This window comes from Vibrio sp. Isolate23 (assembly GCF_022398095.1).
GTDB lineage: Bacteria > Pseudomonadota > Gammaproteobacteria > Enterobacterales > Vibrionaceae > Vibrio > Vibrio coralliilyticus_A.
On the sequence record NZ_JAKEUV010000019.1, the window covers coordinates 1 to 15,529 of the forward strand.

A 15,529-nucleotide genomic window follows, 5' to 3' on the forward strand; every position below is an offset into this window, starting at 1 on the left:
GCCACTAACGTCAAAGCTGGCCAGTTGAATGAAACCTTCACCTGCAAAAAGTTCGAGCCACATGACCACTGACATTGGCGACAAAAAAGAATTCAAAGTGGCTGAGCGCCAAACTTAAAAACCGTACAAACTTTAAGCAACCTAACGCCGCATTAAGGTGTGAGCGGCGCTTGGCTATACTTGAGCGAAGCGAAACTGCCAAGCGTTGCGAATCACTCTTAAATGCTTTGTTAGTTGCACAATGCGCACTGAATTTTTTGTTTATTTTCAGTGATATATTCTATGTCATTTAGATAGGCTTGAAGATGACCTTGCTCTATGTTTTCAGCAAAGGTTTCATTACCATTTTCAGCTTCACTGCGCATGAACAAAACTAAAGCCTGTAATCGCTCAATCATTGCGTCAGCTAGTTGATTTCTTTCTAACGTAGTTGCACCGTAACTATCACAGAACAACTTAGCTCTAGTTACCTGCTCAGAGATTGTGCCTAACTTATCATTGCTGTCAGTTTTGAAAGGCGACCAACAATAAACTGAATATGCTAAATCCCATATTCTTGGCGCAGGGTGCGCAGTATCAAAGTCAAATACACCTACAACTGTGCTCTCGGATAGAGCAACATTATAAGGGGTAAAGTCACCATGACAGATAACTTCAAAAGGCTCTCTTGGCTCTAGCATCCACTTGTGCGCATTGACATCTACTTGTTCCAAAAGTGGCACAGTTGAGTCATGTATTTTACGCAATAGCTTACCTGCTGATGTGAGTGCATCCACAGTCGCAATGGCACCGATTAGAGGGTAGTTATAAGTATTACCACCAACAAAACTTAGGACTTCCTGTTCTTGGTTAACACCAAGAAATCTTGGAGATTCAGCTACATTTTCTCGCTCGAGGTGTTTCAAAATAAGGTGAATTGTAGGACTCCACGGCTGAAGAGGACGATAGACAACTTCACCATCTCGATATATTGCTGATTCTCTTCCACCTGATAATTCTTCCACGAAACCTCCTCATGCAACTAACGCCCTTGCTAAGCGGCAACCAAAATAACACAAAACTCAAACAAACCACCTTAAACACTAAACATAACCAGACACAAAACCGCCAAGCGTTGGTTGTCCGTCTTGAGCGGATGGTTAGGTATGCTCATTACGAGTGTCTTTGCTCGCTGGTGCTATAGGACTAACCCATGAAACACCAAAGCCAACTGCACCGCAATAACCATCGAAGTTGAATGACAACCACATCACTATTTTTGCGGTGGTTCGCTGAAGCAAAAGACTAACCAAATTGAGATAACGAACTTCCAATGGATAGACTTGAACAAGAGCACTTAAAACGAAAAACAATCAGCCACTTACATCAAACCTTGCCAGTTGAATGAAGCCTTCGCCTGAACAAGTTCGAGCCACGTAGCCACTGAAGTTCGCGACAAAGAAAGATTTGAAGTGGCTGATTGCAAAACTACAAACCGTACAAACTTAAAGCAACCTAACGCCGCGTTAAGGGGTGAGCAACGCTATACCACCCAACTTAACCCATTGTGCCGTAAACACTAAAGCTGAATCAAACTGAAAATGCCAAGCGTTGAGAATCCCTCTTAAACGCTTTGTTAGCCCTACTTACCACAATCTATTGCTTTTGAAAGAAACACTACTGATTCATTTGTTGAAAATCCGCATTTTTCATAGAAACCAAATGCGCTTGATTCTTTCCATGTTCTCAATGAAATTTTTGCAATCTTGCCTTGGGTACATATTAAATGAAGCTGAGCCATTAGCTGTTTTCCTATTCCATTCCCTGAAGAAGCATTTGAAACAAACAACTCCCTAATCTCACAGGTCTTGCTTCCTTTATACGGATAAACAAAACCTAACAATGCTCCAGCTACTTCACCATCAAGTATTGCTATTAGTCCAATACCATCGTTCATTGACGCTATATGAGACAACCGCTCTACAGCCTCAGTTTCAGTCCAGTCTTCATTCCAAGGGGGAGCAGAAAAAACTTGAGAATAAATTTTCGCCAATTCAAACAAATAGTCACTATGATATTCGATTATTTCCATAATTCCTCTTTAGAGGGCTAACGCCGCATTAAGGTGTGAGTGACGCTTGGCTATACTTGAGCGAAGCGAAACTGCCAAGCGTTGCGAATCACTCTTAAATGCTTTGTTAGGCTACTATACCTGCATACTCTTCAGAAGCCATTACGGGTACAAATTCTGTAATCATGTAACTTACTGCACCGCTAGCAACAAATGGGTCAGACTCTAACATTTCAATTAACGACTCTTTGGTTGGATGTGCTGAAACTAGGATACCGCCAGTTCTAGGCACCTTTCTGCCGCCGAACATCAGTAAACCTGATTCATACCGCCCTTCCAAATATTTTTTGTGTAGCTCCGTCAACTCAGGAGTAATTCTACTCATATCAGTGAAATTCATGTCGATTAAGTACATAACTGCCTCGCTTTGTTAGATGATAAGCTGTAAAGTGCTATTTATTTCGTAGCAACTATATAGCTACTTATTTAGTAGCGCAAGAATTATGGAAACACCACTACCAAAGAAAAATGTTCGAGGCTCAACTTCAGGTGTCGGCATTATGGCCGCATTCGATCTTCTCGGTACGAAATGGAACATGAGAATATTATGGGAGCTTAGGTCAAAACCTATGAGTTTTAGAGGGATACAAAGCCAGTGCAACGGAATGTCACCATCGGTTCTGAACAGTAGGATTAAACAATTATCAGAAGCAAAGCTGATTTACACCTCTGAGAAGGGTTACCAACTAACAGAGCTAGGGTACTCGCTTATGCAAACTCTTGACCCTTTAAGAGACTGGGCTTCTTCTTGGGAAGATGCTCTGCAACAGTAGCCTAACGCCCTGCTAAGTGGCTGCCAACCTGCCACAAAACCAAAACAGACCACCGTAAACACATAACCTAACCCGAAGCAAAACCGCCGAGCGTTGGCAGTCCGTCTTAAGCAGTTTGTTAGGGATGCATATTCCAAGCACCTTTGCTGATTTGGAATGCAGTGGTTGACCTATAAAACACCAATGCTGAATGCACCGCAATAACCACTGAACTCAAATGACAAGCACTTCACTATTTTTGCGGTGGTTCACCGAACCAAGATGCGCTGAATTTGAAAACACCGTGTCGCAGAATCTTTTGGGAAAAGCGGTTTCTGACAGCCGAATGTAGCCGTTCAAACTCAAAAACGGTGAACCACTGAACTTGAAATGTAGCCACAAAACGAAGCTTTCAAATGAAGATGGTTGAGCCACACAGAAGCGAAAGTAACTTCAACTGATGAACCCGAAGTGGCTGAGCGCAAGACTAACAAGCCTACAATTTTAAAAGCAACCTAACGCCCTTGCTAAGCGGCTACCAACCATAACATAAAACTCAAACCAACCACCGTAAACACCAAACTCAACCAAACACAAAATCGCCGAGCGTTGGTTGTCCGTCTTAAGTAGATTGTTAGGTATGCTCATTACGAACACCTTTGCTAGCTTGAGCTATAGGGCTAAACCATGAAACAACAAAGCCAACTGCACCGCAACAACCACCAAAGCTGGATAATAACCACGTCACTGTTTTTTGCGGTGGCTCGCTGAAGTAAAAAAACTAACCGGATAGAGATAGCGAACTTTCAACGAACAAACTTAACCAAGAGCACTTAAAACCAGAAAACACTCAGCCACTGACATCAAAACATGCCAGTTGAATGAAACCCTCACCTGAAAATGTTCGAGCCACATAGTCGCATAAACTAGCAACAAAGAAAGATTCGAAGTGGCTGAGCACCAAACTAAAAAACGTACAGTCTTAAAGCAACCTAACGCCCTTGCTAAGCGGCAACCAACAGTACCACAAAACCTAGACAAGCCACTGTAAACACCAAGCTCAACCAAATACAAAACCGCCAGGCGTTGGTTGTCCGTCTTGAGCTGATGGTTAGGTATGCTCATTACAAGCGCTTTCTAGCTTAAGCTATAGGACTAAACTATCAAACACCAAAGCTAGCTGCACCGCAATAATCCCCAAGCCGAACAACAACTAAATCACTATTTTTGCGGTGGTTCACTGAAGCAAAAAAGCTAACCAAATTGAGAGAACAAACTTCCAGTGAATAGGCTTGGACAAAAGCACTTAAAACGGAAAACACTCAGCCACTAACGCCAAGTTTGCCGATTAAATGAATCTTTCACCTGAAAAAGTTAGAGCCACATAGCTGCTGAAATTCGCGATAAACGAGATTATTAAAGTGGCTGAACGCCAAACTACAAACCGTCCGAGCTTAAAGCAACCTAACGCCCTTGCTAAGCGGCAACCAACCATACCACAAAGCTAAAACAAACCACTGTAAACACTAAACATAACCAGACACAAAACCGCCAAGCGTTGGTTGTCCGTCTTGAGCTGATTGTTAGGTATGCTTATTACAAGCGTCTCTGCCCGCTTGAGCTATAGGACTAACCCACGAAACACCAGAGCCAACTGCACCACAACAACCACCGAAGCTGATAACAGCCACGTTAATATTTTTGCGGTGGCTCGCTGAAGCAAAAAAACCAACCGGATGGAGATAGCGAACTTTCAACGAACTAACTTGACCAAGAGCACTTAAAAACGGAAAACACTCAGCCACTAACGTCAAAGTTTGCCAATAGAATGAAACCTTCAACTGAAAAAGTCGAGCCACGTAGCCGCTCAAGTTTGTGACGAATAAGACAATTGAAGTGGCTGATTGCAAAACTACAAATCACACAAGCTTAAAGCAACCTAACGCCGTGTTAAGTGGTGAACAACGCAACCACTTCACTTAATAAATCCACCTTAATCACTGTACTAAAATTTGCAACCTAAACTGCCGAGCGTTGAGAATCCATCTTGAACACATTGTTAATAAAGTACTTTCCATGCTCTCTACACTCAAAAAATGCACCAGACTTAACACCCGTAACCAACTAGATTTTTACTGGCTACTGCCCCACGACAGCCTCCACAAACAAAGTTTCAGCACGTGACTAACTAGACTGGTTGTAAATGGGCCACCCACTGCAGTTAAGGTTAGATAATTGCCACAACGGTGAAAGGATGAAAGCGAAAATGGTGATTGGCATATTAGAGCTTTCGATGATTTCAAATGGCATTTTCAGCAAAGAATCGACAAAACCGGTAGAGAATGACTTAGCTGCTTTGAACCCGAAGTACCGACAACAAACGCAGGACACTCACCATAAAAGCTATTCGTTAACAGTAGCTTATTAACGCCGCATTAAGGTGTGAGCAACGCTACCACCAAGCCTAAACCATTGCGTCGTAAACACGAAACTCAACCTTGAACTGAAAATGCCAAGCGTTGAGAATCACTCTTAAATGCTTTGTTATATGGCTTACCCTAAAGATAATAATTTTGTTATCCAGTCAGCTAACTTATAGATAACCTCTAAGGTCGCATCAAACTTGTCGACCGCTGTCATAAACGTTGCGATGACAAGTAAAAAAGTTAAAAACAACATACTATTCTGGATACTGACTTGTGTCTTTTGAATTTCTTTTTGATGCTCTTCGTTTCGTATATTTTCTTTGGTCTGAGTAAAGTAATGAATACCTTTGCCTTTCATTTTGTATAGAGGATTAGAGTCATTGGCATGACTGACTCTGACAATTTCTCCATCTTCTACACATGCTTCCAAGATCCAATCAAGCGATTGTGAAAATTTCCTGTGAAGCTCATAGTCAAATATGCTTTTTTGACCCAAAAACAGTTCAACTAAATCACTTTTATTAAACGTCCCTTTGGTTAAAAACTTATCACTAGACATGAGGCACTCGTATATTTCGTACTTCGAGCGCAAAGGTGTACGCAACCTTTTAGAAATACGCCAAGAACGAAACTTTTGACGAACCTTTGAAAAGAAAATACCCATGTACATTAGGCGCAATTTGCGCCATAAAACCATTTGTACAAGCTTAGCTGGTGTACAGTGGGTGTTTTCGTCTCTCCAATAGCCTAAGTAATATGTAACATCAATGCGAGCATGTTTCAGTGCAGCTTCTGATACATAGCATTCAGTAGTCTGGTTGTCATCTAAGAACCTGTAGCCCTTAATCAATTTATTAGCTTGCAGTCCATTTTTTAGAGGGATAAACCTATATAGTAATTTCTGACTCCCCACTCGTTCTTTGGACATTGAATTTAACTGTTCTACTGTCCCTTGAGGGAAATATACATTGGTCTCATAAAAATCATTGTTCTTTGCAGCTTCGCTAGAAAGCGAGAACCGACTTGGACAAGCATTCTTGGCAAAATAAGCCAAAGCCCAAAACTTTATTCGTTCAGTTATCAAAAAAACTCCTAACTCTGATTGCCATATAACGCCGCGTTAAGTGGTGAACAACGCGACCACTTAACCTAAACCATTACACCGTAAACACTTAAGCTGATTTGAAGTAAAATCGCCAAGCGTTGTGAATCCGTCTTAAACGCTTTGTTATGCGTTTTTTACAGCGTCAAAAAGACTTTTCTCACTCTCAGTCAAAGGAAGTTCAGACCATTTTGGTTCTATTGCAATTTTATACTCTTTAGGAAGTTCATTGATTAGACAATATAACCAAGCTAGCTTTAGTTCATCTCTATGCATTTCATTTACAAACTGATCTATTAAGTTGAGTTCAATTTTCAGAAAACTACGTTTCCATTGGGCCATTTCATTTAAGTTCGTGTTTGTCAGAACATCATCAATTGTTGGTTTCCCATCTTTGGTTAACTGCTTAACTGCATTCGGCCACAACCATTTTAAAAACTCATATCCTTTATTCGTATAGCCACCGCTATATGCAGACTTGTATGTTCTCATCAATTGGATATGATCTTCGATAGTATATTTAGGCTTAGCATGTCTATGCTGAAAGATCGTATATATGACTCCATAAAGAGCAATCAAGACAGCAGTAGTACCGCCAGAAAATGACCCTAAGTTTGCCCAAGACGATGCGTCGCTAGGAACTCCAAATTTAAATACAAAAACACCAGATGTCAGAAAAACTATCAAAAGTAGTACAGCTATATGTTTAAACAATTTATTTTCCTCTGATACGCATAACGCCGCATTAAGGTGTGAGCAACGCTGCCACGAAACCTAACCTTACCACTGTAAACACAAAGCCCAACGATGGAATGAAAAATGCCAAGCGTTGGGAATCACTCTTAAATGCTTTGTTATATTAAGTTTACAAATAAGCCTGCTGCAACTGACACAAGAAAAGACAAACCGACACCAATTAGAATAGTTCTTCTTCTTGATTCAGTTTTTGAAAAGTTGTCCTTAGCATCTCCCCAACAAAATACGTAGAGCGGATATAAAGATAATGACAATTTTGAATATACATAGAGTAAAAATGCTGGAATAAAACCACCCATCAACATGATTACAATTTTGTACTCTTCCTTCATTCTCTGGCTTTTTTTCTCGCTGTACCATTCTGTAGCTGCATCTTCATGCTTCTGTTTTGCAACTTCAGTTATTTTTTTCTTTTCATCTAGAATTAACCGGTATTCGTATAAAGCTTCTATTGGTGATAGTTCTGGCTTTTTAACAAATAGTTTCTTTATTTCTTGACTCACATTGTATTCAACTTCGACAAAGTCTTCCCATTTCTTATCATATTCAAAATAGTACACCCGCCCTTCATATGTCATACTAACGAATACATAGTAAAATGTAAGCATTAATCCAACACCAAAAAACATCATTAGATCATTGAACTTGGCATTAAATGCCCAAAACTTGCTCCTTGATATCGATTCGACACGCTCTTCTATTTGAGATATCGTGATAAACAACCAATCACGATCATTTCCAGTCACCTTATAATATATAGAGTCTTCTTTTATTTCTGAGTTTAAGTCTTTAAATGTCAACTCTATAGTAAAATCCTCATTAACAACACCCAACTTTAGAAATAAGCTGCTTAATTTACTTGAACCAACATTGTCTAATTCGAGAACATCTTCGACATTGGAAAATATTTCTATAACACCATTGTTATATTTAACTTCATACTCTTGATAAATTTCGCCTAGGTTAGCTTTAGATAACTGTTCTTTTGCAGTTGAGATTATTCGCCGTAAACCTTTTTCATCTAGTACAAAACCTTTATCAATAATTCCTGTTTTATGTGCCTTCATTAACCACCCAATTAAAAATTTTTTCCAGAATACCATGCTTTGATGGCTTAATATAACGCCCTGTTAAGGTGTGAGCAACACAATACCCATGCCGCCATATACCACCTTAAACACTAAAACCAACGCATGGTAAAAATGCCACGCGTTGCGAATCACTCTTAAACAGTTTGTTAAATCTTATTCGTGATACTCTATACTGTACAGTTTACAGAAAGTGCCGCTACTTCCAGCCCATTTTTGAGAAGGCAACCCATAAATCCTGACCTTTGATTTAGCTTGAAATGCCGCTATTAGCATGCTTAAGTTTGCTTGAAATCCAGGATCCGCCTTGTTGATCCAATATCCGTCAGGACATTGACTTATTGGATTTTTAATTTGAAAAGCAACATCTCCTAGACCGTATTGATTATAAGAAGTTACAAATGAAATGCTTGTTAACTCACTACCAACGTAATCAGATGCATATAGATGTGAAGAAAACAAAACGCTCAATATTACAAATAACCTGTACATAAAAATTACTACTCCTTAAGATTTAACGCCCAATTAAGGGGTGAACAACGCCTCCACCCAAACCTAAAGTATTGTGCCATAAACACTAAATTTGAAGTAGAAGCAAAAATGCCAAGCGTTGTGAATCCCTCTTAAATTGCTTGTTATGTGCGTACTAAAGACATTGGCACGAAACGAATTCCGTTGAACTCTGCTTCTTCGCCTGTTGCTACGAAACCATGGCGATTGTAGAACCCAACAGCATTCACCGATGAGCGTAGACTAACCTCACAAGCGTCTGTTTGATTAAGCAAATGATTCAATAGCGTACGACCTAAACCTGAACCCTGTTGAGAATTAGCAACAAACAAGTGTGTTAAATAGTTCCCATCACGCAAAGCAGCAAAACCAAGTATTTCCCCACTCGATACAGCCTTAATTGATGAAAAATTCTCATCATCGAAAGTAGTCGCTAGGTCAGGTAGAACTCTGTCCTTATACTCTTTCTTTCCTTGTGCATTAAGCAGTGGAAGCACATCCTTGGCCGAAACCTCTGACACGAGCCTTGTTACTGCGTCCAAGTCCGCTTTTTGGACTTTCTGAATTTCCATATTTCCTCCGAGCACATAACGCCGCATTAAGGTGTGACGCACGCTTGGCTATACTTGAGCGAAGCGAAACCGCCAAGCGTAAGGAATCACTCTTAAATGCTTTGTTAGCAATACACTACAGCATTGTACGATTACAATAAGTAGCCTTTTCAAAGTCACTTATGTTCATAGCGATGTTGGGAACATTCGGAAACAAAGCAACAAGCTTTGACACTACTTCTTGAGATAGTATCGCCTTCTGCTCTGTAGTTCTTCCTTGCAGGATAGATGCAAACACATGAATAAACTCCTCTCGCTTATTACCCACTGAGTACTTTTGAAAAGAGTTTATTCTGACCTTGATATCATTCACATCAAACAGCCCTGTACCATGAGCCACCAAAAAAATTTGCTCGATAATAAACTCTTCATCATGAGACTTTAAAATACCTTCTGAACAATCCATTACAAAATGTGGCATTAATCCTCCTAACTATCATTGTATTGCTAACGCCGCGTTAAGTAGTGAGCAACGCCAGCCACCTTACCTAAAACCTTACACCGTAAACACTAAAACCAACTTTGAATGCCAAACACCAAGCGTTGGGAATCTGCCTTAAACGCCTTGTTAAGTGGCGCTACACCTATTTTTGACAGACTTAAAACTTTCAGTAAGGTGATCTATTCGACTTCCTTCATACACAACTACATCTCTGGCACCAACTTCTGTTACCAACTGTAGCAGGGTTTTTACGAACTCTTGAGACATGCATCTTGGTAGTTCTTGAGGATGTATAACTATACGTGGCGAAAGACGAAATTTGGCCAACTTATGCATTTCAAAAATGAAAAGCTCCATAACTCGCTTCCCGCGATAAGTATCAATTCGCTCCAATGCAATCGATTCAAATGGATTGGATACTTCAACACTGTTCGAGGACAAGAGTTTGGCTTTTGAGCCAATAGCCTTAATAGTCTGACCTTCACCCGTCGTCTCTACAGCAATATAGGGAGAATCTTGAAATACGATATCTGAAGAAAATGATTTGATTTGTATTTGGTCCTTACCCAATTCAATTAGCAAATCTGATTGCTGTAAAAATTTATTTATTAAATCAAACACGAAAATCTCCATAGTTTGCACTTAGCCACTTAACGCCCTTGCTAAGCGGCAACCAACAATACCACAAAACTCCAACAAACCACCGTAAACACCAACCTCAACCAGACACAAAACTGCCAAGCGTTGGTTGTCCGTCTTGAGCGGATGGTTAGGTATGCTTATTCCGAAGTCTCTGCTCGCTGGTGCTATAAGACTGAGCTATGAAACACCAAAGCTAACTGCACCGCAACAACCACCGAGGCTGAATAACATCCACGTCACTATTTTTGCGGTGGTTCGCTAAAGCAAAAAAGCTAACCAAATTGAGATAACGAACTTTCAACGAACAAACTTGGCCAAAAGCACTTAAAACGGAAGACTCTCAGCCACTAACATCAAAACTTGCCAGCTGAATAAAACCTTCACCTGAAAAAGTTCGAGCCACATAGCCGCTGAAACTAGCGACAAACAAGGTTATTGAAGTGGCTGACTGCCAAACTTAAAAAACGCACAAGCCCAAAGCAACCTAACGCCCTTGCTAAGCGGCTACCAACAATACCACAAAACTCAAACACACCACCGTAAACACTAAACATAACCAGACACAAAACCGTCAAGCGTTGGTTGTCCGTCTTAAGTAGATTGTTAGGTATGCTCATTACGAACACCTTTGCTAGCTTGAGCTATAGGACTAAACTATCAAACACCAAAGCTAGCTGCACCGCAATAACCCCCCAAGCCGAATAACAACTAAATCACTATTTTTGCGGTGGTTCACTGAAGCAAAAAAACTAACCRGATGGAGATAGCGAACTTACAACGAACAAACTTAACCAAGCGCACTTCAAACCAGAAAACACTCAGCCACTAACATCAAAGCTTGCCAGTTGAATGAAACCTTCAYCTGAAAAAATTCGAGCCACATGACCGCTGAGATTCGCGACAACAAAAGGATTCAAAGTGGCTGAACGCCAAACTAAAAAACCGTACAAACCCAAAGCAACCTAACGCCGCATTAAGGTGTGAGCGGCGCTTGGCTATACTTGAGCGAAGCGAAACTGCCAAGCGTTGCGAATCACTCTTAAATGCTTTGTTATACAAAAACTTCCTCGAAGTTATTGCAACGAATTTCAGTCTCGCGCTCCAATACCCTTGCTATTTCAGACGGCTCGTAAAAACGTTTAGTATTAAAACGTACCAACTTATGATGCCCTTCTAGCGCTTCGTTTACGTATTGATCACGCTCTTGTCTTTTCTTCCAATTATGTGTTGAATCGTCAAGCTCAATTACGGCCAAAACTTTTGTTGCTTTGTCTGTAATAACAAAGTCCATTCGTTTAGCCCACGTTCGTGAATTATTTTTAAAATTAACAGGTTTTACTAGGGCCATTAATGATACTTGACTATGAATTATATAGTCTGAAGGCAGCGCTTTTTGCAGAGCAAAGTACAGTTTTCTCTCATTTTCAGTAGCCAAGTGACTTTGCTTTTTATGTTCTACCTTAACTTTAGGCTCTTCTGACACATTATTCCGCTTTGGTGTATTTTCCCAAGACTTGGGCTGTGGCTTCGGTGCGCCCTTTCCTTTGAATTTCCATATAATGTAGCCGATAGCAGCTAGGACTAATAATTCAAACATTAACGTATATCTCTCCTTTTTGTATAACGCCCAATTAAGGGGTGAGTGACGCTTGGCTATGCTTGAGCGAAGCGAAATTGCCAAGCGTTGCGAATCCCTCTTAAATTGCTTGTTATGTTCGTAGCCATTTGTACATGACGTAGCTATCAACCAACCCTAAATGAGCATGCTTATATGCCTTGGGAATTGTACCTATGATTTGAAACCCTAGCTTCTCCCAAAGCTTCACCGCAACTTCATTGGTAGAGACCACGCTGTTAAATTGCATCGCATCAAAGCCAAGTCTTAGAGCTGTTTCCTGAGAATGTTCACACATAAGGCGTGCAATGCCCTTACCTCTAGCTTCGCTAGAAACCATATATCCACAATTACATATATGGCTACTTGGCCCCATTGCATTTGGCTTGATGTAGTAAGAGCCCAGTACAACGTCATTTTCTACGAAAGCAAAAGCTTTCAGGGGAGATTCACACCATAAAGCGAAGGCTTGTTCTAGCGTCATATTTGGGTCAAAGGCATAAGTTTCTTTTGCCTGAATTACCGCTGAAAATGTCGGCCAAAACGACTCAAAATCGGCTTTTGTGATTTCCCTAATCATGAATTTCCTCCTAGAACATAACGCCTTGCTAAGCGGCTACCAACAATACCACAAAACTCCAGCAAACCACCGTAAACACTAAACTCAACCAAACACAAAACCGCAAGGCGTTGGTTGTCCGTCTTGAGCGAATGGTTAGGTATGCTCACTACAAACACCTTTGCTAGCTTGAGCTATAGGACTAAGCCATGAAACAATAAAGCTACATGCACCGCAATCACCACCGAAGCTGAATGACAACCACATCACTATTTTTGCGGTGGTTCGCTGAAGCCAAAAAGCTAACTGCACCGCAACAACCACCGAAGCTGAATGGCAATCACATCACTATTTTTGCGGTGGTTCACTGAAGCCAAAAAGCTAGCCAAATTGAGATGACAAACTTCCAATGAATAGACTTGGACAAGAGCACTAAAAACAGAAGACGCTCTGCCTACTCACACAAATGTTTGTCAATAGAAGGAAACCTTCACCTAAAAAAGTTCGAGCCACATGACCACTGAAACTAGCGAAAACAATATTATTGAAGTGGCTGGACGCCAAACTAAAAAACCGAACAAACTTAAAGCAACCTAACGCCAAATTAAGGTGTGAACAACGCTAACACCTTAGCTAAACAATTGTGCCATAAACACTAAACTGACTTGAAGTGACGGCGCCAAGCGTTGTGAATCACTCTTAAATTTATTGTTAGGGCTGTGGTTGAAGGGACTGTTTTTCTTTGAAGTAAAGATACATTGGGAGTCGACGCTAACACCTTAGCTAAACAATTGTGCCATAAACACTAAACTGACTTGAAGTGACGGCGCCAAGCGTTGTGAATCACTCTTAAATTTATTGTTAGGGCTGTGGTTGAAGGGACTGTTTTTCTTTGAAGTAAAGATACATTGGGAGTCCAAACGATACCCCAACAGACAAAGTTCCCAAGACTGCAAAATATCGGTACTTCACTTTGTATTTTTGCCCGTCCACCAAGATAAAGCCTATCAGAGCAATCGCACCGACTAAGACATCAAGCCAAGCCATTATACTAATGGGGTTTGCCACCGCTTCACTGAACAAAAGACTAATATCTAAGCCATTGGCAAGTAACCAAGGAACCAACGCTCCATAAGGAAGCAATATACCTAACAAAGTAAGAACTAGATAAAACCTTACCATTTCAAATCCTTGCAATTTTTGTAGTAAGCCCTAACGCCCTGCTAAGNACAAAAGACTAATATCTAAGCCATTGGCAAGTAACCAAGGAACCAACGCTCCATAAGGAAGCAATATACCTAACAAAGTAAGAACTAGATAAAACCTTACCATTTCAAATCCTTGCAATTTTTGTAGTAAGCCCTAACGCCCTGCTAAGCGGCTGCCAACAATACCATAAAACTCAAACAGCCCACCTTAAACACTTAACTCAACCAAATATAAAGTCGCCGAGCGTTGGCTGTCCGTCTTAAGCAGTTTGTTATGTTTCTTGAAGATGCTTTATCTCTCCTTTGAGAATAAAATAACCTATAAAGCCACCTACAATAGGAAGGCCCAACGACAAAAAAATTATTAAAAATCGGTGTCGAACCTCTCTGGCACGAAATGCAACCACCGCTGGAGAAAGCCAGAGGCCAAAAACACCAACGCTCAAGAGCACAACTTCTACCCACGAAATCCATTCATACTGCTCAATTACACTAGGGAACGTTGTAAGCGCTATTAATTGAAAAACGAATACACTTATAAAGCATAACATCGATAATTTTATGAAATTCACTAAGACCTCTATATAAATTGCTAACAATCGAGCAAACATAACGCCCTTGCTAAGCGGCAACCAACCATACCACAAAACTCCAACAAACCACCGTAAACACTAAACATAACCAGACACAAAACCGCCAAGCGTTGGTTGTCCGTCTTGAGCGGATTGTTAGGTATGCTCATTACGAGCATCTATGTTCGCTTGAGCTATAGGACCAGCCCATGAAACACCGAAGCCAACTGCACCGCAATCACCACCGAAGCTGAATAACAACCACGTCACCATTTTTGCGGTGTTTTACTGAAGCAAAAAAGCTAACCAAATTGAGATAACGAACTTTCAACGAGCAAACTGGACCAAAAGCACTTAAAAACAGCAAACATTCAGTCACTAACGTCAAAGCTTGCCAGTTGAATGAAACCTTTATCTAAAAAAGTTCGAGCCACATAGCCGCAGAAACTAGCGAAAAAGAAAGATTCTAAGTGGCTGAGCACCCAACTAAAAAACCGTACAAACTTAAAGCAACCTAACGCCCTTGCTAAGCGGCAACCAACCATACCACAAAACTCCAACAAACCACCGTAAACACTAAACATAACCAGACACAACACCGCCAAGCGTTGGTTGTCCGTCTTGAGCTTATTGTTAGGTATGCTCATTACGAACGTCTTTGCTAGCTGGAGCTATAGGACTAGACCATGAAACACCAAAGCTAGCTGCACCGCAACAACCACCGAAACTGAATAGCACCCACGTCACTATTTTTGCGGTGATTCACTGAAGCAAAAAAGCTAACCAAATTGAGATTACGAACTTTCAATGAACAAGCCCAGCCAAGCGCACTGAAAACGGAAAACACTCAGCCGCTGACGCCAAAGCTTGCCAATTAAATGAAACCTTCACCTGAAAAAGTTCGAGCTACATGGCCACTGAAGTTCGCGACAAAGACAGATTCGAAGTGGCTGAGTGCCAAACTAAAAACCGTACAACCTAAAAGCAACCTAACGCCGCATTAAGGTGTGAACAACGCTACCACTAAACCTAACCATACCACCGTAATCACAAAACCCAACGATAGAATGAAAAATGCCAAGCGTTGGGAATCACTCTTAAATGCTTTGTTATATTCCCCAAATGCTTAGCTCAAA

Annotated in this window: 21 protein-coding genes; 2 read left to right on the forward strand and 19 right to left on the reverse strand. The window is 40.8% G+C overall.

The genetic code is table 11. The features are described from left to right. Window positions 1–230: 230 nt before the first annotated feature. The 3 genes from L1D31_RS22095 to L1D31_RS22105 form a co-directional block, all read right to left on the reverse strand. Complete coding sequence (locus L1D31_RS22095; RefSeq protein WP_239839097.1) at window positions 231–1,004, reverse strand: aminoglycoside phosphotransferase family protein; 774 nt, start codon at window positions 1,002–1,004, stop codon at window positions 231–233. 617 nt (window positions 1,005–1,621) lie between these two features. Beyond that, complete coding sequence (locus L1D31_RS22100; protein WP_239839098.1) at window positions 1,622–2,071, reverse strand: GNAT family N-acetyltransferase; 450 nt, start codon at window positions 2,069–2,071, stop codon at window positions 1,622–1,624. Window positions 2,072–2,177: 106 nt separating this feature from the next. Next, complete coding sequence (locus L1D31_RS22105) at window positions 2,178–2,435, reverse strand: YciI family protein (protein WP_239839099.1); 258 nt, start codon at window positions 2,433–2,435, stop codon at window positions 2,178–2,180. Window positions 2,436–2,553: 118 nt separating this feature from the next. On the opposite strand from L1D31_RS22105, the gene L1D31_RS22110 reads away from it, so the two are divergent. After that, the gene (locus L1D31_RS22110; protein WP_239839100.1) at window positions 2,554–2,883 is read left to right on the forward strand and encodes a helix-turn-helix domain-containing protein; all 330 of its coding nucleotides are present in this window, start codon (window positions 2,554–2,556) and stop codon (window positions 2,881–2,883) included. A gap of 483 nt (window positions 2,884–3,366) precedes the next feature. Here the strand turns inward: L1D31_RS22110 and L1D31_RS22120 are convergent, their stop codons facing one another. Beyond that, window positions 3,367–3,510 carry a hypothetical protein gene (locus tag L1D31_RS22120; RefSeq protein ID WP_239839101.1) on the reverse strand — a complete coding sequence of 48 codons (144 nt, stop codon included), beginning with the start codon at window positions 3,508–3,510 and terminating at the stop codon, window positions 3,367–3,369. 171 nt (window positions 3,511–3,681) lie between these two features. Continuing rightward, window positions 3,682–3,987, reverse strand: coding sequence for a hypothetical protein (locus L1D31_RS22125; protein WP_239839102.1), 306 nt, complete (start codon window positions 3,985–3,987; stop codon window positions 3,682–3,684). A gap of 1,129 nt (window positions 3,988–5,116) precedes the next feature. Here L1D31_RS22125 and L1D31_RS22130 point away from each other — a divergent pair. Next, window positions 5,117–5,290 (forward strand): hypothetical protein, encoded by a 174-nt coding sequence (locus tag L1D31_RS22130; RefSeq protein WP_239839103.1) that lies wholly within the window; start codon window positions 5,117–5,119, stop codon window positions 5,288–5,290. Window positions 5,291–5,415: 125 nt separating this feature from the next. On the opposite strand, the gene L1D31_RS22135 is transcribed toward L1D31_RS22130, so the two are convergent. The 14 genes from L1D31_RS22135 to L1D31_RS22210 all read right to left on the reverse strand — a co-directional run bounded on the left by L1D31_RS22135 (window position 5,416) and on the right by L1D31_RS22210 (window position 15,040). Then, entirely contained in the window at window positions 5,416–6,372 is a 957-nt protein-coding gene (locus L1D31_RS22135) for a hypothetical protein (RefSeq protein ID WP_033007418.1), read from the reverse strand. A 144-nt stretch (window positions 6,373–6,516) separates the two neighbouring features. Next, window positions 6,517–7,104 carry a hypothetical protein gene (locus L1D31_RS22140; protein WP_239839104.1) on the reverse strand — a complete coding sequence of 196 codons (588 nt, stop codon included), beginning with the start codon at window positions 7,102–7,104 and terminating at the stop codon, window positions 6,517–6,519. Window positions 7,105–7,244: 140 nt separating this feature from the next. After that, window positions 7,245–8,249 (reverse strand): hypothetical protein, encoded by a 1,005-nt coding sequence (locus L1D31_RS22145; protein WP_239839105.1) that lies wholly within the window; start codon window positions 8,247–8,249, stop codon window positions 7,245–7,247. 141 nt (window positions 8,250–8,390) lie between these two features. After that, complete coding sequence (locus L1D31_RS22155; RefSeq protein ID WP_239839106.1) at window positions 8,391–8,726, reverse strand: hypothetical protein; 336 nt, start codon at window positions 8,724–8,726, stop codon at window positions 8,391–8,393. A gap of 143 nt (window positions 8,727–8,869) precedes the next feature. Next, window positions 8,870–9,316 (reverse strand): GNAT family N-acetyltransferase, encoded by a 447-nt coding sequence (locus L1D31_RS22160; protein ID WP_239839107.1) that lies wholly within the window; start codon window positions 9,314–9,316, stop codon window positions 8,870–8,872. Window positions 9,317–9,431: 115 nt separating this feature from the next. Beyond that, window positions 9,432–9,776, reverse strand: coding sequence for a 5-carboxymethyl-2-hydroxymuconate Delta-isomerase (locus tag L1D31_RS22165; RefSeq protein ID WP_239839108.1), 345 nt, complete (start codon window positions 9,774–9,776; stop codon window positions 9,432–9,434). Window positions 9,777–9,923: 147 nt separating this feature from the next. Next, window positions 9,924–10,418, reverse strand: coding sequence for a hypothetical protein (locus tag L1D31_RS22170; protein WP_239839109.1), 495 nt, complete (start codon window positions 10,416–10,418; stop codon window positions 9,924–9,926). 437 nt (window positions 10,419–10,855) lie between these two features. Continuing rightward, a complete protein-coding gene (locus L1D31_RS22180) occupies window positions 10,856–11,056 on the reverse strand; it encodes a hypothetical protein (RefSeq protein WP_239839110.1) in 201 nt (66 codons plus the stop codon). A gap of 434 nt (window positions 11,057–11,490) precedes the next feature. Beyond that, a complete protein-coding gene (locus L1D31_RS22185; protein ID WP_140157035.1) occupies window positions 11,491–12,036 on the reverse strand; it encodes a DUF2726 domain-containing protein in 546 nt (181 codons plus the stop codon). 112 nt (window positions 12,037–12,148) lie between these two features. Beyond that, complete coding sequence (locus tag L1D31_RS22190) at window positions 12,149–12,634, reverse strand: GNAT family N-acetyltransferase (RefSeq protein WP_239839111.1); 486 nt, start codon at window positions 12,632–12,634, stop codon at window positions 12,149–12,151. Further along, window positions 12,631–12,783, reverse strand: coding sequence for a hypothetical protein (locus tag L1D31_RS22195; RefSeq protein WP_239839112.1), 153 nt, complete (start codon window positions 12,781–12,783; stop codon window positions 12,631–12,633). The genes L1D31_RS22190 and L1D31_RS22195 overlap by 4 nt, the downstream gene beginning before the upstream one ends. Window positions 12,784–13,474: 691 nt before the next feature. Then, window positions 13,475–13,795 carry a DUF2834 domain-containing protein gene (locus L1D31_RS22200; protein ID WP_140155458.1) on the reverse strand — a complete coding sequence of 107 codons (321 nt, stop codon included), beginning with the start codon at window positions 13,793–13,795 and terminating at the stop codon, window positions 13,475–13,477. 618 nt (window positions 13,796–14,413) lie between these two features. Then, on the reverse strand, window positions 14,414–14,563 hold the full coding sequence (locus tag L1D31_RS22205; protein WP_239839113.1) for a hypothetical protein: 150 nt from the start codon (window positions 14,561–14,563) through the stop codon (window positions 14,414–14,416). Between the two features lie 201 nt (window positions 14,564–14,764). Then, the gene (locus L1D31_RS22210; protein ID WP_239839114.1) at window positions 14,765–15,040 is read right to left on the reverse strand and encodes a hypothetical protein; all 276 of its coding nucleotides are present in this window, start codon (window positions 15,038–15,040) and stop codon (window positions 14,765–14,767) included. Window positions 15,041–15,529 lie beyond the last annotated feature (489 nt).

Excerpts from the sequence above, each read along its gene's own strand:
- L1D31_RS22100 (WP_239839098.1), bottom strand. The coding sequence starts at position 2,071 with ATGGAAATAATCGAATATCATAGTGACTATTTGTTTGAATTGGCGAAA.
- L1D31_RS22105 (WP_239839099.1), bottom strand. The coding sequence starts at position 2,435 with ATGAGTAGAATTACTCCTGAGTTGACGGAGCTACACAAAAAATATTTG.
- L1D31_RS22110 (WP_239839100.1), top strand. The coding sequence starts at position 2,554 with ATGGAAACACCACTACCAAAGAAAAATGTTCGAGGCTCAACTTCAGGT.
- L1D31_RS22120 (WP_239839101.1), bottom strand. The coding sequence starts at position 3,510 with ATGAGCATACCTAACAATCTACTTAAGACGGACAACCAACGCTCGGCG.
- L1D31_RS22125 (WP_239839102.1), bottom strand. The coding sequence starts at position 3,987 with ATGAGCATACCTAACCATCAGCTCAAGACGGACAACCAACGCCTGGCG.
- L1D31_RS22130 (WP_239839103.1), top strand. The coding sequence starts at position 5,117 with ATGAAAGCGAAAATGGTGATTGGCATATTAGAGCTTTCGATGATTTCA.
- L1D31_RS22145 (WP_239839105.1), bottom strand. The coding sequence starts at position 8,249 with ATGGTATTCTGGAAAAAATTTTTAATTGGGTGGTTAATGAAGGCACAT.
- L1D31_RS22155 (WP_239839106.1), bottom strand. The coding sequence starts at position 8,726 with ATGTACAGGTTATTTGTAATATTGAGCGTTTTGTTTTCTTCACATCTA.
- L1D31_RS22160 (WP_239839107.1), bottom strand. The coding sequence starts at position 9,316 with ATGGAAATTCAGAAAGTCCAAAAAGCGGACTTGGACGCAGTAACAAGG.
- L1D31_RS22165 (WP_239839108.1), bottom strand. The coding sequence starts at position 9,776 with ATGCCACATTTTGTAATGGATTGTTCAGAAGGTATTTTAAAGTCTCAT.
- L1D31_RS22180 (WP_239839110.1), bottom strand. The coding sequence starts at position 11,056 with ATGAGCATACCTAACAATCTACTTAAGACGGACAACCAACGCTTGACG.
- L1D31_RS22185 (WP_140157035.1), bottom strand. The coding sequence starts at position 12,036 with ATGTTTGAATTATTAGTCCTAGCTGCTATCGGCTACATTATATGGAAA.
- L1D31_RS22190 (WP_239839111.1), bottom strand. The coding sequence starts at position 12,634 with ATGATTAGGGAAATCACAAAAGCCGATTTTGAGTCGTTTTGGCCGACA.
- L1D31_RS22200 (WP_140155458.1), bottom strand. The coding sequence starts at position 13,795 with ATGGTAAGGTTTTATCTAGTTCTTACTTTGTTAGGTATATTGCTTCCT.
- L1D31_RS22205 (WP_239839113.1), bottom strand. The coding sequence starts at position 14,563 with ATGAGCATACCTAACAATCCGCTCAAGACGGACAACCAACGCTTGGCG.
- L1D31_RS22210 (WP_239839114.1), bottom strand. The coding sequence starts at position 15,040 with ATGAGCATACCTAACAATAAGCTCAAGACGGACAACCAACGCTTGGCG.